Raw genomic sequence first — 21,261 nt, forward strand, 5'->3', positions numbered from 1 at the left:
CTTATCACAAAATACCTCCCCGCTGCCTTCGGTGCCGCCTCTCCCGGCAGGAGAGGCAGGATAAACGACATCTCCTGCCTCCCGGATGGGAGCTGGCGAGCGTCGGCAAGCCTGAGAGATCTTATTACCCAAAATAAAAAGTGCGGCGGCGTATATGCCGCCGCACCTCAGTGATGCTGGTTCAGATGCTTATGCGTTCTGGATCACAGCGATACCAGGCAGCTCCTTGCCCTCCAGATACTCCAGAGAAGCGCCGCCGCCGGTAGAGATGTGGGTCATCTTGTCGCCCAGGCCCATCTGCTGCACAGCTGCTGCGCTGTCGCCGCCGCCGATCACGGTGGTAGCATCGCTCTCAGCCATAGCCTTGGCAACAGCCAGAGTGCCGGCTGCCAGGGTGGGGTTCTCGAACACGCCCATGGGGCCGTTCCACACCACGGTCTTGGATGCCTTAACAGCATCGGCAAACAGCTTCATGGTCTCGGGGCCGATGTCGCAGCCCTCCATGTCAGCAGGGATGGCAGTGACAGGCACCACAGTGACATCCACGGGAGCGTCGATGGGATCGGGGAAGTCCTTGATGCAGGCTGCATCCACGGGCAGCAGCAGCTTCACGCCCTTCTCCTTGGCCTTGGCCATCATTTCCTTGCAGTAATCCAGCTTGGTATCGTCGCACAGGCTCTTGCCGACCTCGTAGCCCTGTGCCTTGACGAAGGTGTAAGCCATGCCGCCGCCGATGATCAGGGTATCGACCTTCTCCAGCAGATTGGAGATGACGTTCAGCTTATCGGCGACCTTAGCGCCGCCCAGGATGGCGGTGAAGGGACGGACGGGATCGTTGACTGCGTTGCCCAGGTACTTGATCTCCTTCTCCATCAGGTAACCGACAGCGGTATCCTTGATGTAGTCGGTGACACCTGCGGTGGAGCAGTGTGCACGGTGGCAGCTGCCGAATGCATCGTCAACGTATGCATCTGCCAGAGAAGCCAGCTCCTGGCTGAACTCAGGCATGTTCTTGGTCTCTTCCTTGCGGAAACGGGTGTTCTGCAGCAGAACGACATCGCCGTTGTTCATTGCGGCAACAGCAGCCTTTGCGTTCTCGCCCACAACGTTGTCGTCATCAGCGAACACAACGGTCTTGCCCAGCTTTGCGCTCAGAGCCACAGCAACGGGTGCCAGGCTGAACTTTGCCTCGGGGCCGTTCTTGGGTTTGCCCAGGTGGCTGCACAGGATGACCTTAGCGCCATCGTTGACCAGCTTCTGGATGGTGGGCAGAGCCGCATTGATGCGGTTCTCGTTGGTGATCACGCCGTCCTTCATCGGGACATTGAAATCGCAGCGGACAAGGACCTTCTTGCCGCAGTAATTCTGATCGTCGATCGTTTTCTTACCTAAACCCATGGTAACAAACTCCTCTCAAATTCTTTTCGTTCGGAATCGAATTTTGCTTTTCATCGGGGGCCGCGCACTGCGAACTTCCCCGTACATCCTTATTATAAACAAAAAGCGTGTGTATTGCAAGGACGGGGGATGGATAATTTATTAACAAACATTTGTTGCAGAAGCAAAGAAATGTGGTGATTTTGCCGGAACGCACCAAAAAACGCCGTTTTTTCTGAAAAAGACCCGCTGCAGGGAGTGTTCGCCCCCGCAGCGGGTCCTGTCCATTCAGGATGTTTTCCGGAACTTCTGCTTCGCTTTTTCCAGATATTCCAGCACCAGCGGATTTTTCATGCCCAGCAGGATGGCCGCGTATGCAGCCACTGAGCCCAGCACTGCCGCCAGAATGCAGATGAGATTGGGCAGAGCCAGTGCCTTGACCCCGGTACAGACAAGAACGATGCCCGCACAGCCGCAGAGCACCGAGCCAACGGTGCGCCGGTCAGCTGAGACCGTGACCAGGCCCCTGGAGCAGCGGATGCAGAGCATCATGGAGCACAGCTCTGCCAGCAGGGTGGTAAAGGCTGCCGCATTCTCCCGGAACCGCGGGATGAGCAGGATGTTCAGCCCCACGTTCAGCAGACCGCTGACCAGCGTGATCCAGAACAGTTCCTTTTCTCTTCCGCAGGGCAGAAGCGCGCAGGAATTGTACAGCCAGCCAAACAGGCAGACAATCAGGGCAAGGCTCAGGATCTGCAGGGGCATCACCGCATCCAGATAGCTTTCCCCGGAAATAAAGAGGACGACCTCCCGGCTGAGGGCAAACAGTCCCACCACAGCCGGAGCCACCACCACGATGAGCGCGTTGAAGATATTGTTGAACAGCTTGTTGAAGTTTGCCTTGTCCCCCACGCCCGCATAATGGGACAGCCGCGGGATAGACACCACCAGCACCGCCGAAAGCAGGTTCTTTACAATGCCATAGATCTTACCCGCCACCGAGTAAATGCCCACATTGTAATCTGTTCCCAGAATGCCCAGAATCGTGGTATCCGAGCTGACATAAAGGGTCGTTGCCAGCGTGGATGCAAAGATGATGAGGATGGGCTTGAGGTGCTTTTTCCAGTCGATCTTCCTTGTCAGCCGGATGGTGCAGTACCGCCGGGCCCGGAAAAAATTGAGCACATTGGCACCTACCGCTGCAAACACCGTGATGCCTGCATAGATGCAGTAGTCATCCCGGGTCTTGACGAAGGCAAACAGCATGAAAATGGACAGTACCTGAAACAGCAGGCCCCGGATGGTGATATAGGTATACTCCTCAAAGATTGTGAACACCCATTCGGTGCCGATGGTCGTAAAGAAGATCTGTAAACTCAGCACCAGCATCAGGTCGGTATAGGCATGGAGCTTTGTCCAGAAAAGCATCGTCACCGCCAATGCCGCATAGGTCAGGGCCGTGGAGATCATATTGATGGAGAACATCTCCGATGCAAAAGCCGACAGCTTTTCCCGGTCGTTCACATAGCGGGAACCCTCACGCACTGCATAGGAGGAGATGCCAAGGCCCGCAAACAGCAGGAAATACCCGCAAACGGAGCTTGCAAAGTTCACTTTGCCCAGGTTTTCCACCTGAAGAACATTGGAAGCGTAGGGGAATGTGATGAGCGGGAAGATAATATTCATCAGTGTCTTGAACGCACTCATTGCTGCATTCAGACTGAGGGATTTTTTCATTCAGATCTCCACTTCGTAATTTTTTCTGGCCTGTTTCTTTTTCAGCCAGCTGTTCCAGAGCAGATACGAATACAACGTTTTTATAAAATACCGATACTGCCCTGCACGAAGCCAGCCTGCCAGAAGGGGGCCGGCATTTCTCTTAAACTCCCGTTCCGCTTCGGCACACGCCTGCTCCATAAAAGCATCATCCTTGCAGTATTTCACCACAATTTCTCTGCACCGGAGCGCATATCCTGCCCGTGCAGACCGATACACGAACGGTTCATCTGCAAACACTTCACAGATACGCTGCCATGCCTTCAGCTCTGTCAGTTTTCCTGCCGAATAATGCCCGCTCGTCACCGAGTCATCGTTGACATAGTAATAGTAAAGTGCCTTGTCGATGCAGGCAATTTTTTCTGCCTTTCGGATACATTTTGCAAGAAACAGCGTATCCTCACCAATTTTTAAGTCAGTATCGAACACAACGTCTTGTGTGACCGCACGGCGGTAAAGCGCACCCCAGCACACTGTATGTGCCTTCCGGCTGTTCCAGTCATATCGTCTGACCGGCATAACACTGACTTTCTCCGTCTCATCGCTCTTCGTCTGCGTTCGTCCGGTCGTGCCCAGAAGATCCAGACCATAGCAATAAGCAATCTCCGCACCGGTCTCATCCAGCACTCTTTTAAGCCGTTCTATGCACTCGGCGTGGAGTGAATCATCCGGATCAGCAAAAGAAATCAGCGTGCCTGTACTTTTTTCCAATCCTAGGTTTCGCGCAGAAGAAACACCACCGTTTGGCTTATGGTATATCTTGATCCGCGGATCTTTTTCCGCGTAGCGCTGGCAGATGGCAAGGGAGTTGTCTGTTGACCCATCATCCACCAGAATGATTTCCAGATCCCGATAGGTCTGACCGAGGATGCTGTCCAGACATTTTTCCAGATACTTTTCTTTGTTATAGATCGGCACAATGATACTGACGGTATCGTTCAGCACAAATTATCCTCCCTTATTTTGCCGCCGGGCCGTTTTTCAGCAGGAACAGTTTTGCATACAGCCTCCGGCTGCATCTGAGCAGCTGATACTTCCGCTGGCTGCTGGTGCAGAGCAGCTTTGCCGCCGCCGGGTCACACTCCTGCAGAAAGGCCTCCATCTTTGCGCGGCGCACCGTGTCCTGCATTAGATACGGATAGCAGTGCTCCACCACGCTCAACATAGCGGCATCATTTTCCGTCATTCCCGGATATGCTTCCCGGATGGCCCGATATTTCTGATAGCCCATATCCAGCTTATCCTCGTAGAACTTCATGTTCCTGCGGTGAAGGATGCTGTCCGGGCGCTGATAGTAATAATACAGCGGCACCGGGCGGTATACGACCTTGCTGCACTGCTGAAAAATGCTGTATGTCGTGCCCTGATCTTCCATCATCCGCCCCAGTGGATAGCGCACCTCCCGGAACAGCTCCCTCTTGTAGAGCTTGTTCCAAGCAAAATCCCCCAGCTTATCCGAGACAAGGGTGCTGCGGATGGCTTCCCGGCCTGTCATACACTGCACCGGTACGGCGAGTTCAGCCGGGGCAAGCTCTTCCTCCCGTTCAAACATCCGGAAGCCCACCACAGCCACGTCCGCATCCTGTTCCTGCAGGTCACGGCAGAGCGTTTCCAGCATCCGGCTGTCCAGAAAATCATCACTGTCCACAAAGCAGAAATACGTTCCCTGTGCCCGTTCGAGTCCCGCGTTGCGCGCTGCAGAGAGTCCCCCGTTTTTCTGGTGGACTGCTGTTACACGTTCTTCCTGTGCGGCATATTCGTCGCAGATGGCTCTGCTGGCATCGGTGGAGCCATCGTCCACCAGCAGGACCTCAAGATTCCGATAGGTCTGGTGCAGGATGCTGTCCACGCAGCGGCGGAGATATCGCTCCACATTGTAGACCGGAACAATGACACTGATCAGCTCTGTCTCCATGTTTAGTTTCCTCAGAAGAATGTTTCTCTGCCGATGTGGAGGATCTCCGAGGTGTACGGACAAATGGCATTGTTGCCCTGAATATACGCCTGATAGATCCAGATGATGACCAGCATTCCCCACATGGCAGCCTTCAGCAGCTTGCGCAGACGCTCATCCTCCACGCACTTGACCACACGGCCAATGGCGAGATAACGGAAGAACGCAAAATACAGGCAGATGCGGTAGAGCGGCACATTGATGTTGCGCAGCTGGGCCGTTGCCATCTCGATCAGGATCATCACGATCCAGAAATCGGCATCCGAGCGAGTAAAGCGGCGATGGCCCGCCCCTTCCTCTCTGGCATACCAGCGGTACAGCACAATGGGCAGGATCAGGAACGGCAGACGCACAATGATGGGATTCAGAGTGAAGCCGCCCGCATTGGCATCATAATAATATCCGTAAAGTCGATCAATGAAGTCCACATTCAGGGCCAGCCTGACCACAGCCTTGCTGAAGAAGGCAAGGTAGACCGAAAATGCCGCCAGGCCACCCTTGACCCACCAGTTGTCGAAATGCTGAAGCAGGATATAGATCAGCAGCGCACCAAACGAGATAAAGGTGGCATTGTGGAACAGGCAGGAGACCGCCAGCAGTAGGACCGCCCAGTGATACTTTTTCTTCCACACAAAGCTGAACGCCAGAAATGCAACACCCAGCGCCACAGACTGCCGCTCGGCATTATAAGTATCGCCATAATACAGGCAGAGGTAAGCCAGCCAGCCATAGGGCACAGAGACATACTCCTTATACTGCACCAGCCCGATCATAAACAGGCCGCAGGCCAACAGATCCACCATAAAGTAGAGCCAATGGACATCGCCAAAAACATGGGCCGCCAGATAGACCAGCGACATAAACAGCGGCTCTGTTTTGTGCCGCTGCCGGATGCAGGCCAGCAAACCATCCTGCAGCTTTGCATCCGCCACCCATTCCTCATACACCACGCTGTCCGTGCCAATGGACGGGTCCCGCAAGCCTGCCAATACCGCCATCACCAGCACCGCCAGCGCCAAACAGAGATAAAAGCCCTTCTCGTTGTTTTTCTTCGTCCGCAGGTGCTCGCCATAGGCGGCAATGCCCACAGAAACCGCAAAAGCCCCCAGATAAATCAGCATAACTTCTCCATTCTATTTTTCGACTGTGTGTTTATTTTTCCATTCTCCCAGCCCATAAACGGCATAAAACAGCCGCTTGCTGATCAGAAGTGTTTCCACCTTGATCCGGTCTGCTCTTTTGGCCCAGGGCCGCCGGGCAAGCGCCCGGTGTTCCTGCACAAAGCGGCAGATCCGTGCCTGAGCCTCCGGATAGCTGGCAAAATCGCCATCCAGAATGCCTTTCAGTGTCTTCATGTATGTAACCAGCTGCAGGTATTCCGCTTCTGCTTTCAGCACAGGGACCGTTTCCGCAATAAAGCGGGTCACGTCTTCGCCCACATCCAGAATGACCAGATTCTTCTCGGCAATGCCGCTCTTCATGGTCGAACCGGTATGGATGCGGTAATCGTACATCGGTTCCGGAAACACTTCCACTTTTGCACAGCGGGCAATGGCCCGATACATCACCGCATAGTCCTCGTACAGGATGCCAACGGGGAACTGCAAGTCTCCCCAAACCTCCCGCCGGAAGAAAACGCCGCCTGCCCCATGCCCGATGCCCTGATGCAGCAGCATCCGGCGCATGGTTTCTTCCCGGTTCAGCAGCTCTGGGATCTGGTGCGGATTTTCCGTCCGTCCCTCCGGCTGCTCTGTCGAGAACATCTCCAGCGGGGTCAGGGCTGCATCAGCACCATCTGCCTCACAGCGCTCCACAAATTGGTCAAACGCTGTGGAGCGGATCAGGTCATCGCTGTCCAGCAGGTAAAAATATTTTCCCTGCGTCTGTTGCAACCCAACGTTCCGGGCATCAGACTGCCCCCCATTGGGCTTATGGAACACCCGGATGCGGCCATCCTCCACAGCCAGTTCATCACAAAGTTCCCCGCTGCCATCGGTGGAGCCGTCATCTACCAAAAGCAGCTCCCAGTTCTGGTAACTCTGCGCCTGCACGCTCTGCACACAGTCCCGCAGATACGGATAAACATTATAGACCGGCACAATGACCGATACAAGCGGTTTTCTTTCCTCCAACCGGATCCCTCCACTTTACTTTTTCCCACGCCACTGCGTTTTTTCATAGACCCGTCGGGTCATGGCATAGCCACTGTAGGAAAGTGCCGCCGCCAGCCGGGCCTTTTTTCGGGCCTGCGGGTCCAGCAGAACGTTCCGGCGGTATTTTTTCACTTCCTGCCAGAGGGCCTTTTCAATCTTTTCATGCTGCCTGTCCTGAATCTGGAACAGGATATTGCAGACATTGCTCAGATAGCGGCATTCTGCCGCACGGCTCAACTGGGGGAAATCGCGCTTCACATTTTCCATCAGCGCGTGGCAGTGCCGCACACTGTCCAGCTTTCTGGGGTTGAAGGCCATATTCTGGATGCTGCTGCCCCGCTGGAAATAGTAGTAATCCCGGTTTGCGATATGTGCCGCCTTATGGGCACGCTTTGTCACCTCGTAGGCGACCGGGATATCCTCATAGAGCTTGCCCACCGGATAGCGCACGCCCTCAAACAGTGCACGCTTATAGAGCTTGGTGGGGGTGGTCACCTCCATGCCCTCCTGATACAGGATGCGGCGCAGGCATTCCTCCCGGCTCAGGATCTCGAATGCTTCCAGACGCTCTGTGGGCACGGACTGCACCGGCTGGCCCTCGAACACCTCTTCAAAACAGCTGGCCGAAAAATCCGCTCCCGCCTGCTCCAGTGCCCGGTACAGGTTCTCGATGTAATAAGGTGACACCCAGTCATCGCCATCCACAAAAGAGAGGTATTCCCCCGCCGCCGCGTCCACACCAGCGTTGCGGGCATTGGACAGACCACCATTTTTCTTGTGGAGCACCCGCACCCGGGCATCCTGTGCAGCATATTCATCACAGAGGGTCTCGCTGCCATCGGTGGAGCCGTCGTCCACCAGCAGCAGCTCCATGTTCTGATAGCTCTGCCCCAATAGACTGTCCACACAGCGGTTCAGATATGGCTTTACATTATAAACAGGAACGATGATGCTTACCAAAGGGTCCATCTTATCTCCTCATTTCAGCAGGTCGAAGTAAAACTCTTCCAGCTTCTTCGCCTCGGTGACGATATCAAAGCCGCCTGCCCGCATCTCAGCAGAGGTATCCCGTCGCCGGGCATTTTCTGCAGCCCGGATCGCCGCATCCGCCCAGACTGCCGGGCTTTCCTGCAAGCTCAGGTACTGCATCTCGGGCAGGACCTGAGCCTCCTGCGGCACCTCTGTGGAACAGATGACCGGCAATGCCGCCGCTTGTGCCTCGATCAGCACAATTCCAAGCCCCTCATACCGCGAGGGCAGAACAAAGGCATCCATGGCCTGATAGAACTTTGCGGGATCGCTCTGTCGGCCCAGAAAGCGGACATTCCTTTGCAGCCCCAGCGCCTCCGCTTTCCGGCGGGCAGCGGCTTCGTTTTCCCCTTCTCCAATCAGCAGTAAAACGGCATCCGGCCGTTGCTTGCAGACCTCCGCCATTACATCCAGCAGAAATTCGTGATTCTTGGCATAGCAGAACCGCCCGACATGGCCCAGCACCAGTTCATCCCCCAGGCCAAGCTCCTGCCGGACGGCTTTCCGTTTGGCGGCATCATAAGTAAAGCGGTCGAGCTCAATGGCATTGTTGAACACCCGGAAAGGCTTTTCACCATAAAGCCAGCTGCCTGCCGTTCTGGAGCAGGCACAGAGCCGGGTGGGATACACTGCGGCAAAGGGACGGAGCAGGTACTTCATCACATTTTTTGCCCCTTCTCCCCTGCCCACCGTAGAATGGTTATGCGCGATCCGGTTGGGCACTCCTGCACGCTTTGCCCCCCAGAGGGAAAGCACGCTCAGGGTGTTCATGTGGGAGTGAACGATCTGGTATCCGTTCTGACGGAACAGCCGCCCGATCTCCCGTTCATACTGCGGTAGGTGGGTATATTTTGGCACCACATACACCCGGCCGCCCAGCTGTTCGATCTCTTCCCGCTGGGGCAGAGTCGAGCCTTCCAGCGCAAAAAAATCAAACTGAACTCTGGAACGGTCCATGTGGCGGTAGTAGTTCATCACCACCATCTCCACACCGCCGTAGTTCATATCCGTCATCATCTGGGCCACACGGATGGGCTGTGCATTCTGCTCCATGGTCATACCAGCTCCTTGCGGTCACAATCCTCGAACCAGTCCCGGAAGCTCTCCTCCAGCGTATAGTGGAACTTGTAATCGGTGGCGGCCAGCTTTCTGCCGCAGACATTGGTGGATACCATCAGTTTCCGGACACGGGCGGGATGGATGCCCACCTTTTTGCCCCCGATGGGTCCCAGAATGCCCGCCGCAAACAGCAGCAGTCCGGCGGGCACCAACGGCACATGGCGGTGCAGGCCGGTCGCCTTCTGCATTGTATCGCAGATCTCTTCAATGGTATAAGCCGGCTCGTAGGTACAGTTATAGATCTCTGCTCCGGGGAAGGAATGATCCAGCATCCGGTACTTGAAGAAGCGCACCAGCTCCTTGACATAGATGCACGCCTTGATGGTGTCCTTCCGGCCGGCATAAAAAAAGTAGCCCTTCTTCTGCCCCCTGTACAGGCGGGTCATGTTGCCGTGCTCCCCTTTGCCATAAACGATGCCTGGCCGCACGATAGTCAGCGCCCGGGCCGGATCACGGGCCTGCCAGATCTGGTGGATCTTTTCTGCCACCAGCTTGCTGATTCCATACGGCGTGTTGGGCGTCGGCAGAGTCTCCTCCGTCTTAAGGTCCTCAGACGCGCCATAGGGTGCAATGGAGCTGGTGAACAGGATCTTCCGGATGCCGTATTTTTCCGCAAATGCGGTCACATTTTCCGCGCCCCGGATATTTGTTTCAAAATAGGCTTCTTCCGGGTGGCCGGGGGTGCGGTGGACCGCTGCCAGATCAAAGATCACGTCCTCCGGAGTCGGAACGAACTCAAAATCGATGGGCTTGCGCACATCCAGCCGGATATACTGCACCCCATCGTTCTTTTCCACAATGCCCGGCACCACGCCCTCTTCCCCGGGCATCACAAGATCCAGGTCGTAGATCACGTCGCCGGGTCTGACGCACTCCTTCAGCAGCAAATGAATGAGATGGGTGCCGATAAAACCAGATCCACCAAAAAGAATATAATTCATTTTGCCCCTTTCCGGTCAAACACAACGCCCACCGTCCTGAACAGCAGGTAGATATCCATCCAGATGGACCAGTTGTCGATGTACTGGACATCCAGCTTGACCACTTCTTCAAAATCATCAATATCGCTGCGGCCGCTTACCTGCCACAGGCCGGTAATTCCCGGCTTCATGGAAAGGCGGCGCTTGTGATGGCTCTCGTACTGCCGGTACTCATCCAGCGTGGGCGGGCGGGTACCCACCAGGCTCATGGAGCCCCGCACAACGTCAAAAAACTGCGGCAGCTCATCGATGCTGGTGCGACGGATGAAGCGGCCCACCCGGGTGATCCGGGGGTCATCCTCCATCTTGAACATCAGGCCGTTCATTTCGTTCTGGGCCATCAGCTCCTTTTTGCGTGCCTCCGCGTCCACATACATGCTGCGCAGCTTGTGGATGTAGAACACACGTCCATTCCGGCCCACCCGGCGCTGCTTGAAAATCAGCGGGCCGGGGCTTTCCAGCTTGAGCGGAATGGCCACCAACGCAATGATGGGGATGCTGATGATGCACCCCACGATGCCGCCCACGATATCCATGGTCCGTTTCAGCACCTGATCCCGCAGCTTGAGTTCCACCGTGCCCATCGTCACAACATTGCCGCCCGCACAGCGGCTCAGTTCCCGGCTAATGCGCACCGCACTGGTCTCATCACAGCAGGCTTTTTCAATCCGGTCCAGCACCGGCAGGCGGAAATGGACCGTCAGCCCCATGCTCTCCATCTCCTCGAGATAGGGCAGCATATTCTCCTCACTCTCCTGCGCCACATCCAGATACACTTCATCCAGCGCTGCCTGCCGCAGCCAGTCCATGAAATTATCGAAGTTCGCCTCGATCTTCACCCCATCGATCTCAGTGTGAAGCTGCTCCGGGGCAGCTTCCAGAATGGCAAGACCGGTCACACGCTTGGACCAGTCCTTTTTCAGCTCTTCCAGAATGGGGCTTGCGTTTTCCTGCGTAGTCACCACCCCCACAAGGCTCTGAATCCCCTTGGTATAGCGGGAGCGTACCAGCATCTTTTTGAGGACAGCATGAGCGCCCGTCATCACAAAGACATCGATGATGGGCACAAACACCAGAAAATAGCGGGAGTGCAGCATGGAAGCCTTGGTCAGCGCCAGGCAGGCCGCATCAATGAGGGTCAACAAAAAATTGAACCGCACCGCAATTTCAACTTCACGAATCGGAGTGCGGTTCACGATATTTTCACTCTGATCAAATGTAAAAAAGGTCAGGATATAGGCCAGCAGCAATAAAAAACAGGCTTCTACCAGATCGTCCAGCTGGAAGTCCCCCATCTTGTGCAGAACACCTGCGGTCAGCCCCCACGCCAGCCCAATGCTGAGAACCAGAGAGAGCAGATCAATCAGAAACAGGTATCCATACTGCAGTTTTTCACGTTTCGTAATCATACTGTTTCGTTGTCTCCATTTATTTTTACCATTTTATCATATCGGGAGAAGGGTTGCAATAGATGGAGATCGAATGCGCGCTGCTTTTGTCGGATCACTACAAATGGATCGCGCCATTTTACGAAAGCGCCTTATCGCATCCAAAATGGTCAGCAAAAAGCGCCCTTTCTCTCGCATCACACAAGAGAAAGGGCGCAGTCAAGCTTTATTCAGCTCAGGAGAAACTCCGATCAGCAGTTCTCAGCGAAGTACTTAATGGTACGAACCATCTGAGAGGTGTAGGAGTTCTCGTTGTCGTACCAAGACACGACCTGAACCTGATAGGTGTCGTCGCAGCTACGCTGAATTTTCGCACTTTTTCAAGTAGTTCTTCACAGTTTCGTAACAACAGTTACAGTACCAGAACATACCGTTGTCGTACCAAAACCGGTTTGTTCGTACCACAATTATATCACGTTTCAGCGTCATTTGCAAGGATTTGATTCGTTTCGCTTCTGACCTGCATTTTTCAGATTTCAGCGTATATTTTTACGACATTCCACGGTTCAAACGCCTTGGGTCTAGGGCTTCCGCCGGGGCAGCAGCTCTCCCAAGCACTCTCCTCAGAAGCTCTATGACAGCTAGATTGCCAACATGTTCCTGCTGATTAACTGAAATTTCTCCGGACGTGATTTTGAGCCATGGTGTGGGAAATGTACTCATTTATGTTTGATATAGAACGATTCTATTCATTCCGAGTCACATCAATTACCATTTATATAAGAAAACCGTGTGAACTGCCAGAACTTTAGCTCTACGCTCCGACTGATCCACACGGCTCTAAAATATTTATTTCAGTTTTGCGAGAATCTCGTCTGCCGTCATACCGGATGCCAGCAGCTTTTTCAGCACGTCCTCCGCTTCAGCTTTCTTTGCAGATTCCGCTGCTTTGGTTTCAGCCTTGACCTTCTTGGCTTCGATTCTGGCGATTTCCTTATCGATAGATTTCAGCTCAGCTTTCTTGGTTTTCAGGTCGGCTTTCAGCGCATCGATATTAGCGGTGATGGATTCGATTTCAGCAGCAGCGGCTTCCTTTGCGGACTGCTTTTCAGTGATCTGTGCGGCAAAGTCAACGGTTGCTTTTACATTCTTAGGCTTGTTCTTGCTTCCTTTGGGACGGGGCATAGGGGACACCTCCATTCAGTATTTATAACATAAGTATAGCATTACAAATATTGGATGGCAAGAAATATATATCGGCATAACTTGCGTTAGACGGCGTAACCCTTGCCCTTGATGGCCTCCACGACCTGAGAGACATACTTCTGACAGGTAACATGGTCAGGGGCTTCCACCATCACGCGCACCAGAGGCTCCGTACCAGACTCGCGCACCAGAATACGACCAGTGTTACCAAGTGCTTCAGCACAGCCTTGACTGCTGCCTGCACTGCCTCATCATCCTGTGCGGCTTTCTTATCGGTCACTCGAACATTTTCCAGAACTTGCGGGTAGATCTTCAGCGGGGCGGCCAGCACACTCAGAGGCTTCTTCTTGGCCAGCATGACCTCCATCATCTTCAGGCTGGTCAGGATGCCGTCACCGGTGCTGGCGTACTTAGAGAAGATGATGTGGCCGCTCTGCTCACCGCCAATGCGGCAGCCGTTCTTGGCCATATACTCGTAGACATACTTGTCGCCCACGGCAGTCTTGGCGTAGCCGATGCCCTGCTCGTCAAAGGCCTTGTACAGGCCAAAGCAACTTCGCAGCACATTTCTGTCAAGCCATCTATTAGTTCATCGCTTTTCATCCGTCCCAAGCTCTGATTGGTATTTCTTAGCATCTTTTAAGAAACTTGCCGCAATCATCACGATAACTGCACCAATGGGAAACGCTGCTACGATACTGACCGATTGCAGGTTGTTCATGGAACTTTCGGCAAACAGCAATGCAATGGGCAACAGAATCAGCAGGATGCACCACATCAACTGGATGCCCTTATTGGGCTGTTCATCATCCTTGAGGGTGTGGTAGCTGTAGCAGGATGCCGTCAGTGCGATAGAATCAAAGGATGTTGCGTAGAAGGCGATCATCGTAATCAGAACAGCCACCATAACGACCGGTGCACCCGGCATAGTTTTGATCATATCCACGATCATACCGTACATATCGCCGCTGTCCAGATACTTGGCGATAAAATCCGCCTTGTCAGTCATCTGCAGTCCCATGGAGTAGTTACCCAGCACAATGAAGCTGGTCAGTGTAGAGCCCACGCCAAACACATAGCCGCCCAGAATCGTCTGGCGTACCGTTCTGCCACGGGAAATGCTGCCAATGAAGAACGGCGCAGCCACACACCAAACCATCCAGTAGGCCCAGTAATAAATGGTCCAGTTTTGGGGGAAGTTGGAGGTACGCAGCGGGTCGGTAAAGGTGGAAAGGTCGATGAAATTCTGCATCATCCGTCCCAGCGAGGAAAAACCTGTTTCGATAATATACCGGGTCTCGCCGCCAAACAGGAGGACAAAGGCAAGCAACCCAAAGAAAAGATAGATGCAGACATTGGCCAATTTGCTGATACCCTTGAAGCCATGCAGCAAAGAGTAAGTATACACGGTGCAAGTGATCAACAGGATGATAATATTGATGACCGTGCGACTCACAGCAACATGGAATAGCTCTCCGATGATGGTTGCCATCAGCGGTGTTGCTACGCTGAAAGTAGTGGCTGTACCCGCCAGCAAAGCGAACACCGCCAGCAGGTCAATGATGCGACCTGCCCAGCCATCGGTGTGCTTGCCCAGAATCGGGCGGCAGGCTTCCGAGTATTTCTGGCGGGTTCTCTTTCTCACGTGCAGCATAAAGCCGAATGCTACCGCCAGCACCAGATAGAAGCCCCACGGGATAAAGCTCCAATGGAACAAGGGATATACCCCTGCCCAGTCCTGAATGCTGCCCATCTCTGCCAGATGGGGGTCGGTTGCATACAGCACCCATTCCGAAAAAGAGTAAAACAGGATATCCGCAGCAAGACCGCAAGTAAACATCATGGAGCCCCATGCAAAGAAGGAATACTGAGGCTTTTCGTTGGGTTCACCCAGAACAATGTCCCCATACTTCGAACACGCAATGTACAGTGACAGGATGAAAATACCCAGTCCGATCACCAGATAATAGGTACCAAAGGTATCTCCGAAAAAGAACCGGATCTGGCTCAGCACGGCATTGGACTGTTCCGGTGCAAAGAAGAACAGAATACACAGGGCAATGATAATGGTCAGTGGGAGCAGCGTTATCATCCAATCAATTTTCCCACGCTCTCTATTTTTGTTCATTCATGCTTCCCCCTCGTATTTTTTGTAGCTGGAATCCAAGGCAAGCAACTCACTAAAGTTGTCCACCTCGATAATATCGTCCTTATTCATCGGACGAACTCCCAGCCGATATTCTTCCGGATAGCAGAACAGTGCCACATCATCCCAGTAAATCTGACGATTCTGCTTCTGCTCAAACTCAACTTCCAGATGATGCTTTAGTCTTTTTCCATCCTCAGCCGTCCAGCGAGAAATACTATACAACTGCCAGCCACCTTTGCCGCCTGTACGACTGCAGGAGGTGACGATGCCATCTTCTACGGTTTGCAGCCACTCATCCGTTTCCTCATCCGTCCATACGCTGTTATAACCGGAGCGTTCAAACTCCGGAGCCAGAATATCTGGGTTATAGATAATTTGATCTCCGTCCAGAATGATTGCATTCTCGATGTGATCTCTTGCTACATACAGGGATGCGATATTATTGCAGGTATCATAGTAGGGGTTTTCAATCAGTCGAACGCCGGGATACTCTGTCACCAGCGGAGCGAACTGTTCTTTCAGATAGCCCACCACGATGTATATCTCCGAAATGCCGTTTTTGTGCAGCCCCTCAATTACCGTATCGATCATCCGCTTGCCATTTACTTTGACCAGCGGCTTCGGTGTTGTCAGCGTGACCGGGTGCATCCGGTTTCCCAGCCCTGCCGCCATAATAATGGCTCTTTCTACTTTAGGCATTTTCCCGCACTCCACCTTCCTCTAATTTCTTCAGCTCGTCCTGAACGATTCTGTAGTAGTCTTTTGCGTAGCGATACTGCCGCAGGGAATACTCGCCAAATTCCACGCCCAGATTCCGCTTATACTCACACCAGTTGCTCCACAGCAGTCCACAGGCAGCGATGTAGCAGTAAATCTTGATCCGTGTCGCATCATCGCAACCGTCTGTAAAATATGCTGCAATCAAGCGATCCACCTGACGCTTATTGTAAAGTGAGTAAATACAGAACATTGCGATATCCACATGAGGGTCCTGCATACCTGCATACTCCCAGTCAATCAGACGAATCTCCTCTTTTCCATTTTTCTGGACAAACAGGAAGTTATCCGGTACTGCGTCAATATGCGTCAAAATCTTTTCGCCTGCGTGTGCATCAATATAAGGCTTCAAAGACCAGACATTCGCCTTAGTTTTCTCATAGTCCTTGTAAACAGAAGGAGTGCCATCCCACAATGTTTCGTAGAACTCCATCTGTCCGAAAATATCAAACTCATGCGCAACTTTCAGCTTCATCGCATGGAAGTCACGCAGACGGCTCATGCACTTCTTGACCTCTTCACAATCGGTAGGGTCGCATACATGGGCACCCTCCAGAAACTCTGTGATCTTATAGCCATTCTCCGGGTTAATATAGGCGATATCATCACAGATGTTTTTATCAGCAATGGCATGATATACCGATGCTTCCTGACGGCGATTGATAAGTTGATCTGTGCCCTCTCCCGGAATACGCATAATGTACTTCTTGCCCTTACAGGTAAACAGGAAGGACCGATTGGTCATGCCTTTTTTCAGGACTGTAATATCCGTGATATCCTCCGGTTTCGCAGACAATGCCTCACAAATTAGATGGATGGCATCCGTTTTTAGTTGGTTGGAGTCGCTGTCGATTTCTCGGAGCTGCTCATAGGTATTGATCTCCACAACATCAGCTGAATGCACCACTCGGGCTGCGACGATCATGCGATCCTTCTTATAGAGTGCTTCTTCCCAAAACGAACCATCATACTGCGGCTTCTTGCAAAGTTCCTCTATACGATTGGAAACTGTATCAGCGTCCTCTTTTATAAGGTAGCTGATTCCGACCATCGCATTGCCGCCAGCGTTTTCTGGTACAGTTACCAGTTCCATCTTGCGGTTTACACGAACATTGCTTTCATTCTCCACAAGATCGCTGACCATATACCAAGAGTACAGTTCATGGCGGTGGAACGGATTGCGGTCACACCAGATGTCGCAAGGAACAATGTATGCATTCTCCAAATGCTCTTTTACCAGTTTTAGCGAATGCAGATTATTCTTGGAGGCATAGTCCGGGTTGACCACCAGTTCCACGCCGTATTCATCCATCAGGTATTCATATTTTTCCTTCATGAAACCCACAACAACGTAAATTTCCTGAATTCCCACTTCGTGAAGCTGCTTAATGATTCGTTCAATCAAAGGCTCCCCATTGACTTCCAACAGGCCTTTGGGCATCTCTGTGTTGATGGGGACCATCCGCATACCAAAACCGGCTGCCAGAATAATTGCTCGTTTGGGAGTCTTATTCTTGTACTCCGACACAGCCTTGGCTGTGGGGCTGATTGCTTCGTTCAGATACCCTGCCTTAATAAGCTCCTTGAGGGAACAGTTTACAACCCCTAAGGAATGACCCGAAACCTCTGCTAGAATTCTTTGATTAATAAACGGTTCTAGCAAAAGTGCATTCAAGATATCGCTTTCTTGTTTGTTCATATACACCTCTCCACAGTTTTTGGTGAACAGTATGCCAGCATGAAACCGCAATCCAAGATTGCGTTTTCATGTCATCAAGTTATTCTTAATGTTCTCCAACGCTACTGCTCTGCCAAATAGCATTTCAGGTGGTATTTGTAAACTCGCTTATTCTCTGGCGGCAGTTGCATATAATCTCCAAAAGATCTGGTCAATACCTTGTCGATTTATGAGGGGGCATAAAAATACCTTCCCTCAAATTCGCTTTCAATTCTATTTTTTAGCCAGTCGCTTTCATAAGGGATACCATCCCATGGGAGTCCCATATATTCTGTAGGCTTTTCATCGAATTTTATGTAACGTTTATGCATTTTCATAAGAACATCATGAGCATCGAATAATTTTGCACCATAAAAAGCTAGATTTTTACGCACTATCTGCATCAATCTTTTCTTCTCATTTAAAGCTTCATGGACTCGATCGTTTTTATATAGATTTTAGAGTTCTGGTTCTTTTCTGGTCACAATCTTATACTCGTGATAAGCTACGCGTTTTTCTACAGGAGGAAGTTCCATATAGTTCCCATAAATATAAGCTAAAAGTTCATCCCACTTTTCAGGCGCATAGAATTTGTGATTTTCAAATTCCAATAGCACTCTTTTCTCAAACCATGCTTTTTCGAATTGCTCCGGATTCTTTTCATCCGACCACACTGGAATGCCAACGTATCGGTTTGTGTTTTTTGTGTTCTCGTGTATATATTCAACTATTTCCAAATCAAATTTTTTCAAATAATCTCTGCCATAAACAACCTGCAACAAAAGGTGATATGGAATTTTCAGACAGGACTTGATGGTCGAGTTTCCTTTTCCATTTACATATATTCTTATTTTCCTATTTTCTTTTTGAATATGTTTCAAAATTTTTTTGCCTGAGCAACATTTTCCCCATAGAAGTCCAAGGGATAAACGTCAACAAACACACCGATATCAATCGGTTTTTCATTATTGGTATGTATGTATTTATATCGCCGGTCCGAGAATCTCGAAATACCAAAATAATAGTTTTCTTCAGTTTGACGATTTGAAAGTTTATACGGTGCTATCGAGTCCTTGTTCTTTTGGCAATAATCCAGAAATCTGTCATAGTCTTCTCTTGGCATCCAAACGTCTGCATCATCATCCCACGGAATAAATCCATGATGGCGAACAGCCCCCAGCAATGTTCCATAGGCAAGGTAATACCGAAAACCTTCTCTTTCACATAAATCATGAAATGTCTGTAGCACATTCAGCGTAACTGTATGAATTTCCTGTATAGTTAATTCTGTTTTATTCATCTATTTGACCTCCAAAATCGCTTTAGAATGCCTAATGTCTTCTCTTCATGAATCAAGCCGGCTCCACACAATAACAAAACGACTAAGATTCTCAGAATAATATGGTCAATCAGAACATTTCCCAGTATTACTGCTGAAAATATTCCTGCGGAGCATCCTAGCATTACCTTATTTGAGAACAAAATCTTTCCTTCAACCTTTATCGCAATCAGATAATGCAGAAGAAAATAAAGGAAATATGCTGCCAATGTTGTGTATGCAGCGGCAATGTAGCCATATTTCTTTATAAAAACAAAATTCAGAATAATATTTACGATTGCGGCCATAATCGTTCCGCTGGCTATGTACTGAGTTTTTCCATAATAATATTCAACACAGGACGGAATCGTATATAAAAAAGCAAAATACCCCCCTGCAACGATAGGAATCACAGAATATATTGCATCCCAGTAATTTTCACTTGCCAGAATCTTAACGATTTCTGGTGCCATAAAAATAATCGCACTCGAAAACAGTGCCATGTACGATGCATAGTAGCCACTATACTTTCTTATTGAGAATAAATCATTGTCCTTTCTTTTTTGGTAAAACCATGGTCCCCAAACACTATCCAGCGAATTTGCCGTAACCTGTACAATTGCGTAGATATTATAAGCAAAACTGTAAATTCCAGCATTCTCATCCGTTCCCATTTTCATAATCATAATTCGATCAAACTGATTAAGCACAATTTGACTGAGTCCGTGCGGGATAATGGGAATGCTATACTTAACCCCCCATTTCAGGAGAGATAGATCTTTACACGGTTTTTCTCTTTTCCAAAATTCGATGATTATATTGACTGCAACTACCACAATCGCTATTGTCGAACCCAGAATTCGCCCAATATACTTATCCTTCTGAAAAACAAATACGATAAGAAACAGCGAAAGCAGAATGTTAAGTATAGCATTTATGCCAGATACTTTTATGAATTTTTGGTACCTGTAATCGATTCCTGCATCTGTGTTATAGCAAGTCATTACGGCATTTCCAAATGCATACAAAACTAAAAGGTTCAAGCAGACTTTATCCAGCTGCAGAAAATTTTCAATCGCATCTCCAAATATATTTACAGCCAACAGCCAGCCCGCTGTACTGCAAAGCACAAGGCAAATTGTTGTCGAAACATAAGAATGGTAGTCCTTTCCTTTCTCCGCTCCTTCCGAGGCAAGACCATACCGATAACGTGCATTCTTATAGCTACTGTGAATTGCAAATCCGATCAACACAAAAATTATATTTTCATAGGAAAGAAAAACGTTGTACTTTCCATAATCCTGCGTTGTCAGAAGCCTTGTGAAAATTGGGATTGTAAAGAAAGAAAGTCCCTTCAAAAGGTAATTTCCAATTGTGTATCCAATGCCCGCCTTGAGAACACGGTTGCCCGCTTTTTTCTCTCGTGTCTTATCGTTGGTGCCCATATTCTCCATGGACTCCCTTCTTGTAGTCATTGATTCCCCGTCTTATAAATTTCATCCTGCTCTTTTTATCATCCAGCATCAAATAATGTACAACCGGACGTATCGTCACATTTGCAATCAGCCGCAGCCGCATCTTCAAAGGGACATAATTTTCCTGAAGAAGATACAGTGCATCTCTCGTCTGATAGTATTCTCTGAAAGGCTGGCCGACTCTCAGTTTAATAGGACCAACTTTCTTTTCGCCGTTTCCTACAGAATGGTGCAGCACAACTTTTTCTGTCATGCAGCACACCATACCGGCTTTCTGCATCCGCCAACACAGATCCCAATCTGCCAGGTCCAGAAAAACTTTCTCATTCCAGAAATCGATCCTTTTCAGGTTTCCATACCGCATCATCAACGAAGATGTAATGGTATTGCTTACCTCATATGTCTCATCTGTAATATTTTTCTTCTGCCGTGGTCTCTCCGTCCGACCATTGCTCGTATTGTAAAATACAGGCCCCAGACACCCCAGATTCGGAATAAGTGTCTCAATCTTCCGGTATTCATCCTGCAGCGCTTGAATATAACCTTCGCCAATCTGTGAATCCTGGTCAAAGAATATGATCAAATCATCATCTTTCCAGCCATAGGTATCATTTTTTAGTGCCACATTAAATGCTGCACCAAGACCAAGGTTCTCATTTTTTGTTATGTAGATTATGTTTTTTTCATTTTGAAATACGGTCTCATGGGATTCCTGACTATTGTCACATAGAATCACCGTGTCCACCTGTTGAGACAAAATCCTACAATTATTAAATTCTTTTTCGCTTGGATTATATAAAGTCACCAAGGCATGCGTTTCACTCATTTTTAGCCTTTCACTGC

The 21,261-nt window shown here is 50.4% G+C and carries 19 protein-coding genes and 1 pseudogene; all 20 read right to left on the reverse strand.

From position 1 onward, the window contains the following. Positions 1–189 precede the first annotated feature (189 nt). A complete protein-coding gene (locus tag MTP42_RS10355) occupies positions 190–1,398 on the reverse strand; it encodes a phosphoglycerate kinase (RefSeq protein ID WP_097773591.1) in 1,209 nt (402 codons plus the stop codon). Positions 1,399–1,665: 267 nt separating this feature from the next. Continuing rightward, positions 1,666–3,114 carry a flippase gene (locus MTP42_RS10360; protein ID WP_156060693.1) on the reverse strand — a complete coding sequence of 483 codons (1,449 nt, stop codon included), beginning with the start codon at positions 3,112–3,114 and terminating at the stop codon, positions 1,666–1,668. Continuing rightward, on the reverse strand, positions 3,115–4,098 hold the full coding sequence (locus MTP42_RS10365; RefSeq protein WP_249257257.1) for a glycosyltransferase family 2 protein: 984 nt from the start codon (positions 4,096–4,098) through the stop codon (positions 3,115–3,117). It abuts the gene before it with no gap. A gap of 13 nt (positions 4,099–4,111) precedes the next feature. Further along, positions 4,112–5,068 carry a glycosyltransferase family 2 protein gene (locus MTP42_RS10370; protein ID WP_249257258.1) on the reverse strand — a complete coding sequence of 319 codons (957 nt, stop codon included), beginning with the start codon at positions 5,066–5,068 and terminating at the stop codon, positions 4,112–4,114. Positions 5,069–5,079: 11 nt separating this feature from the next. Beyond that, positions 5,080–6,228 carry an EpsG family protein gene (locus MTP42_RS10375; RefSeq protein ID WP_249257259.1) on the reverse strand — a complete coding sequence of 383 codons (1,149 nt, stop codon included), beginning with the start codon at positions 6,226–6,228 and terminating at the stop codon, positions 5,080–5,082. Between the two features lie 12 nt (positions 6,229–6,240). Further along, positions 6,241–7,239: a glycosyltransferase family 2 protein gene (locus MTP42_RS10380; protein ID WP_249257260.1), complete on the reverse strand. Its 999-nt coding sequence runs from the start codon at positions 7,237–7,239 to the stop codon at positions 6,241–6,243. Positions 7,240–7,254: 15 nt separating this feature from the next. Then, positions 7,255–8,229 carry a glycosyltransferase family 2 protein gene (locus MTP42_RS10385; RefSeq protein ID WP_249257261.1) on the reverse strand — a complete coding sequence of 325 codons (975 nt, stop codon included), beginning with the start codon at positions 8,227–8,229 and terminating at the stop codon, positions 7,255–7,257. 9 nt (positions 8,230–8,238) lie between these two features. Next, positions 8,239–9,342 carry a glycosyltransferase family 1 protein gene (locus tag MTP42_RS10390; protein WP_249257262.1) on the reverse strand — a complete coding sequence of 368 codons (1,104 nt, stop codon included), beginning with the start codon at positions 9,340–9,342 and terminating at the stop codon, positions 8,239–8,241. Positions 9,343–9,344: 2 nt separating this feature from the next. Further along, positions 9,345–10,349: an NAD-dependent epimerase/dehydratase family protein gene (locus tag MTP42_RS10395; protein ID WP_249257263.1), complete on the reverse strand. Its 1,005-nt coding sequence runs from the start codon at positions 10,347–10,349 to the stop codon at positions 9,345–9,347. Beyond that, on the reverse strand, positions 10,346–11,797 hold the full coding sequence (locus MTP42_RS10400) for a sugar transferase (RefSeq protein ID WP_207684773.1): 1,452 nt from the start codon (positions 11,795–11,797) through the stop codon (positions 10,346–10,348). The genes MTP42_RS10395 and MTP42_RS10400 overlap by 4 nt, the downstream gene beginning before the upstream one ends. 828 nt (positions 11,798–12,625) lie before the next feature. Next, entirely contained in the window at positions 12,626–12,961 is a 336-nt protein-coding gene (locus MTP42_RS10405; protein ID WP_249257264.1) for a hypothetical protein, read from the reverse strand. A gap of 86 nt (positions 12,962–13,047) precedes the next feature. Continuing rightward, positions 13,048–13,538: pseudogene (locus MTP42_RS10410) on the reverse strand (phosphoglucosamine mutase); the annotation flags it as partial. A gap of 33 nt (positions 13,539–13,571) precedes the next feature. After that, positions 13,572–15,110: a BCCT family transporter gene (locus tag MTP42_RS10415; protein ID WP_249257265.1), complete on the reverse strand. Its 1,539-nt coding sequence runs from the start codon at positions 15,108–15,110 to the stop codon at positions 13,572–13,574. After that, on the reverse strand, positions 15,111–15,830 hold the full coding sequence (locus MTP42_RS10420) for an NTP transferase domain-containing protein (protein WP_249257266.1): 720 nt from the start codon (positions 15,828–15,830) through the stop codon (positions 15,111–15,113). After that, positions 15,823–17,607 carry an NTP transferase domain-containing protein gene (locus tag MTP42_RS10425; RefSeq protein WP_249257267.1) on the reverse strand — a complete coding sequence of 595 codons (1,785 nt, stop codon included), beginning with the start codon at positions 17,605–17,607 and terminating at the stop codon, positions 15,823–15,825. The genes MTP42_RS10420 and MTP42_RS10425 overlap by 8 nt, the downstream gene beginning before the upstream one ends. A gap of 206 nt (positions 17,608–17,813) precedes the next feature. Next, a complete protein-coding gene (locus MTP42_RS10430) occupies positions 17,814–18,032 on the reverse strand; it encodes a hypothetical protein (protein WP_143405772.1) in 219 nt (72 codons plus the stop codon). A gap of 51 nt (positions 18,033–18,083) precedes the next feature. Beyond that, positions 18,084–18,506: a LicD family protein gene (locus MTP42_RS14635; RefSeq protein ID WP_256466563.1), complete on the reverse strand. Its 423-nt coding sequence runs from the start codon at positions 18,504–18,506 to the stop codon at positions 18,084–18,086. After that, positions 18,503–18,925 carry a LicD family protein gene (locus MTP42_RS14640; protein WP_256466564.1) on the reverse strand — a complete coding sequence of 141 codons (423 nt, stop codon included), beginning with the start codon at positions 18,923–18,925 and terminating at the stop codon, positions 18,503–18,505. The genes MTP42_RS14635 and MTP42_RS14640 overlap by 4 nt, the downstream gene beginning before the upstream one ends. Continuing rightward, entirely contained in the window at positions 18,922–20,397 is a 1,476-nt protein-coding gene (locus MTP42_RS10440; protein WP_249257268.1) for a lipopolysaccharide biosynthesis protein, read from the reverse strand. Before MTP42_RS10440 ends, MTP42_RS14640 begins: the two co-directional genes overlap by 4 nt. Continuing rightward, positions 20,372–21,244 (reverse strand): glycosyltransferase, encoded by an 873-nt coding sequence (locus MTP42_RS10445; RefSeq protein WP_097773574.1) that lies wholly within the window; start codon positions 21,242–21,244, stop codon positions 20,372–20,374. Before MTP42_RS10445 ends, MTP42_RS10440 begins: the two co-directional genes overlap by 26 nt. Between the last annotated feature and the right edge of the window lie 17 nt (positions 21,245–21,261).

It is taken from the genome of Faecalibacterium sp. I2-3-92 (assembly GCF_023347315.1).
Classification (GTDB): Bacteria; Bacillota; Clostridia; order Oscillospirales; family Ruminococcaceae; genus Faecalibacterium; species Faecalibacterium duncaniae.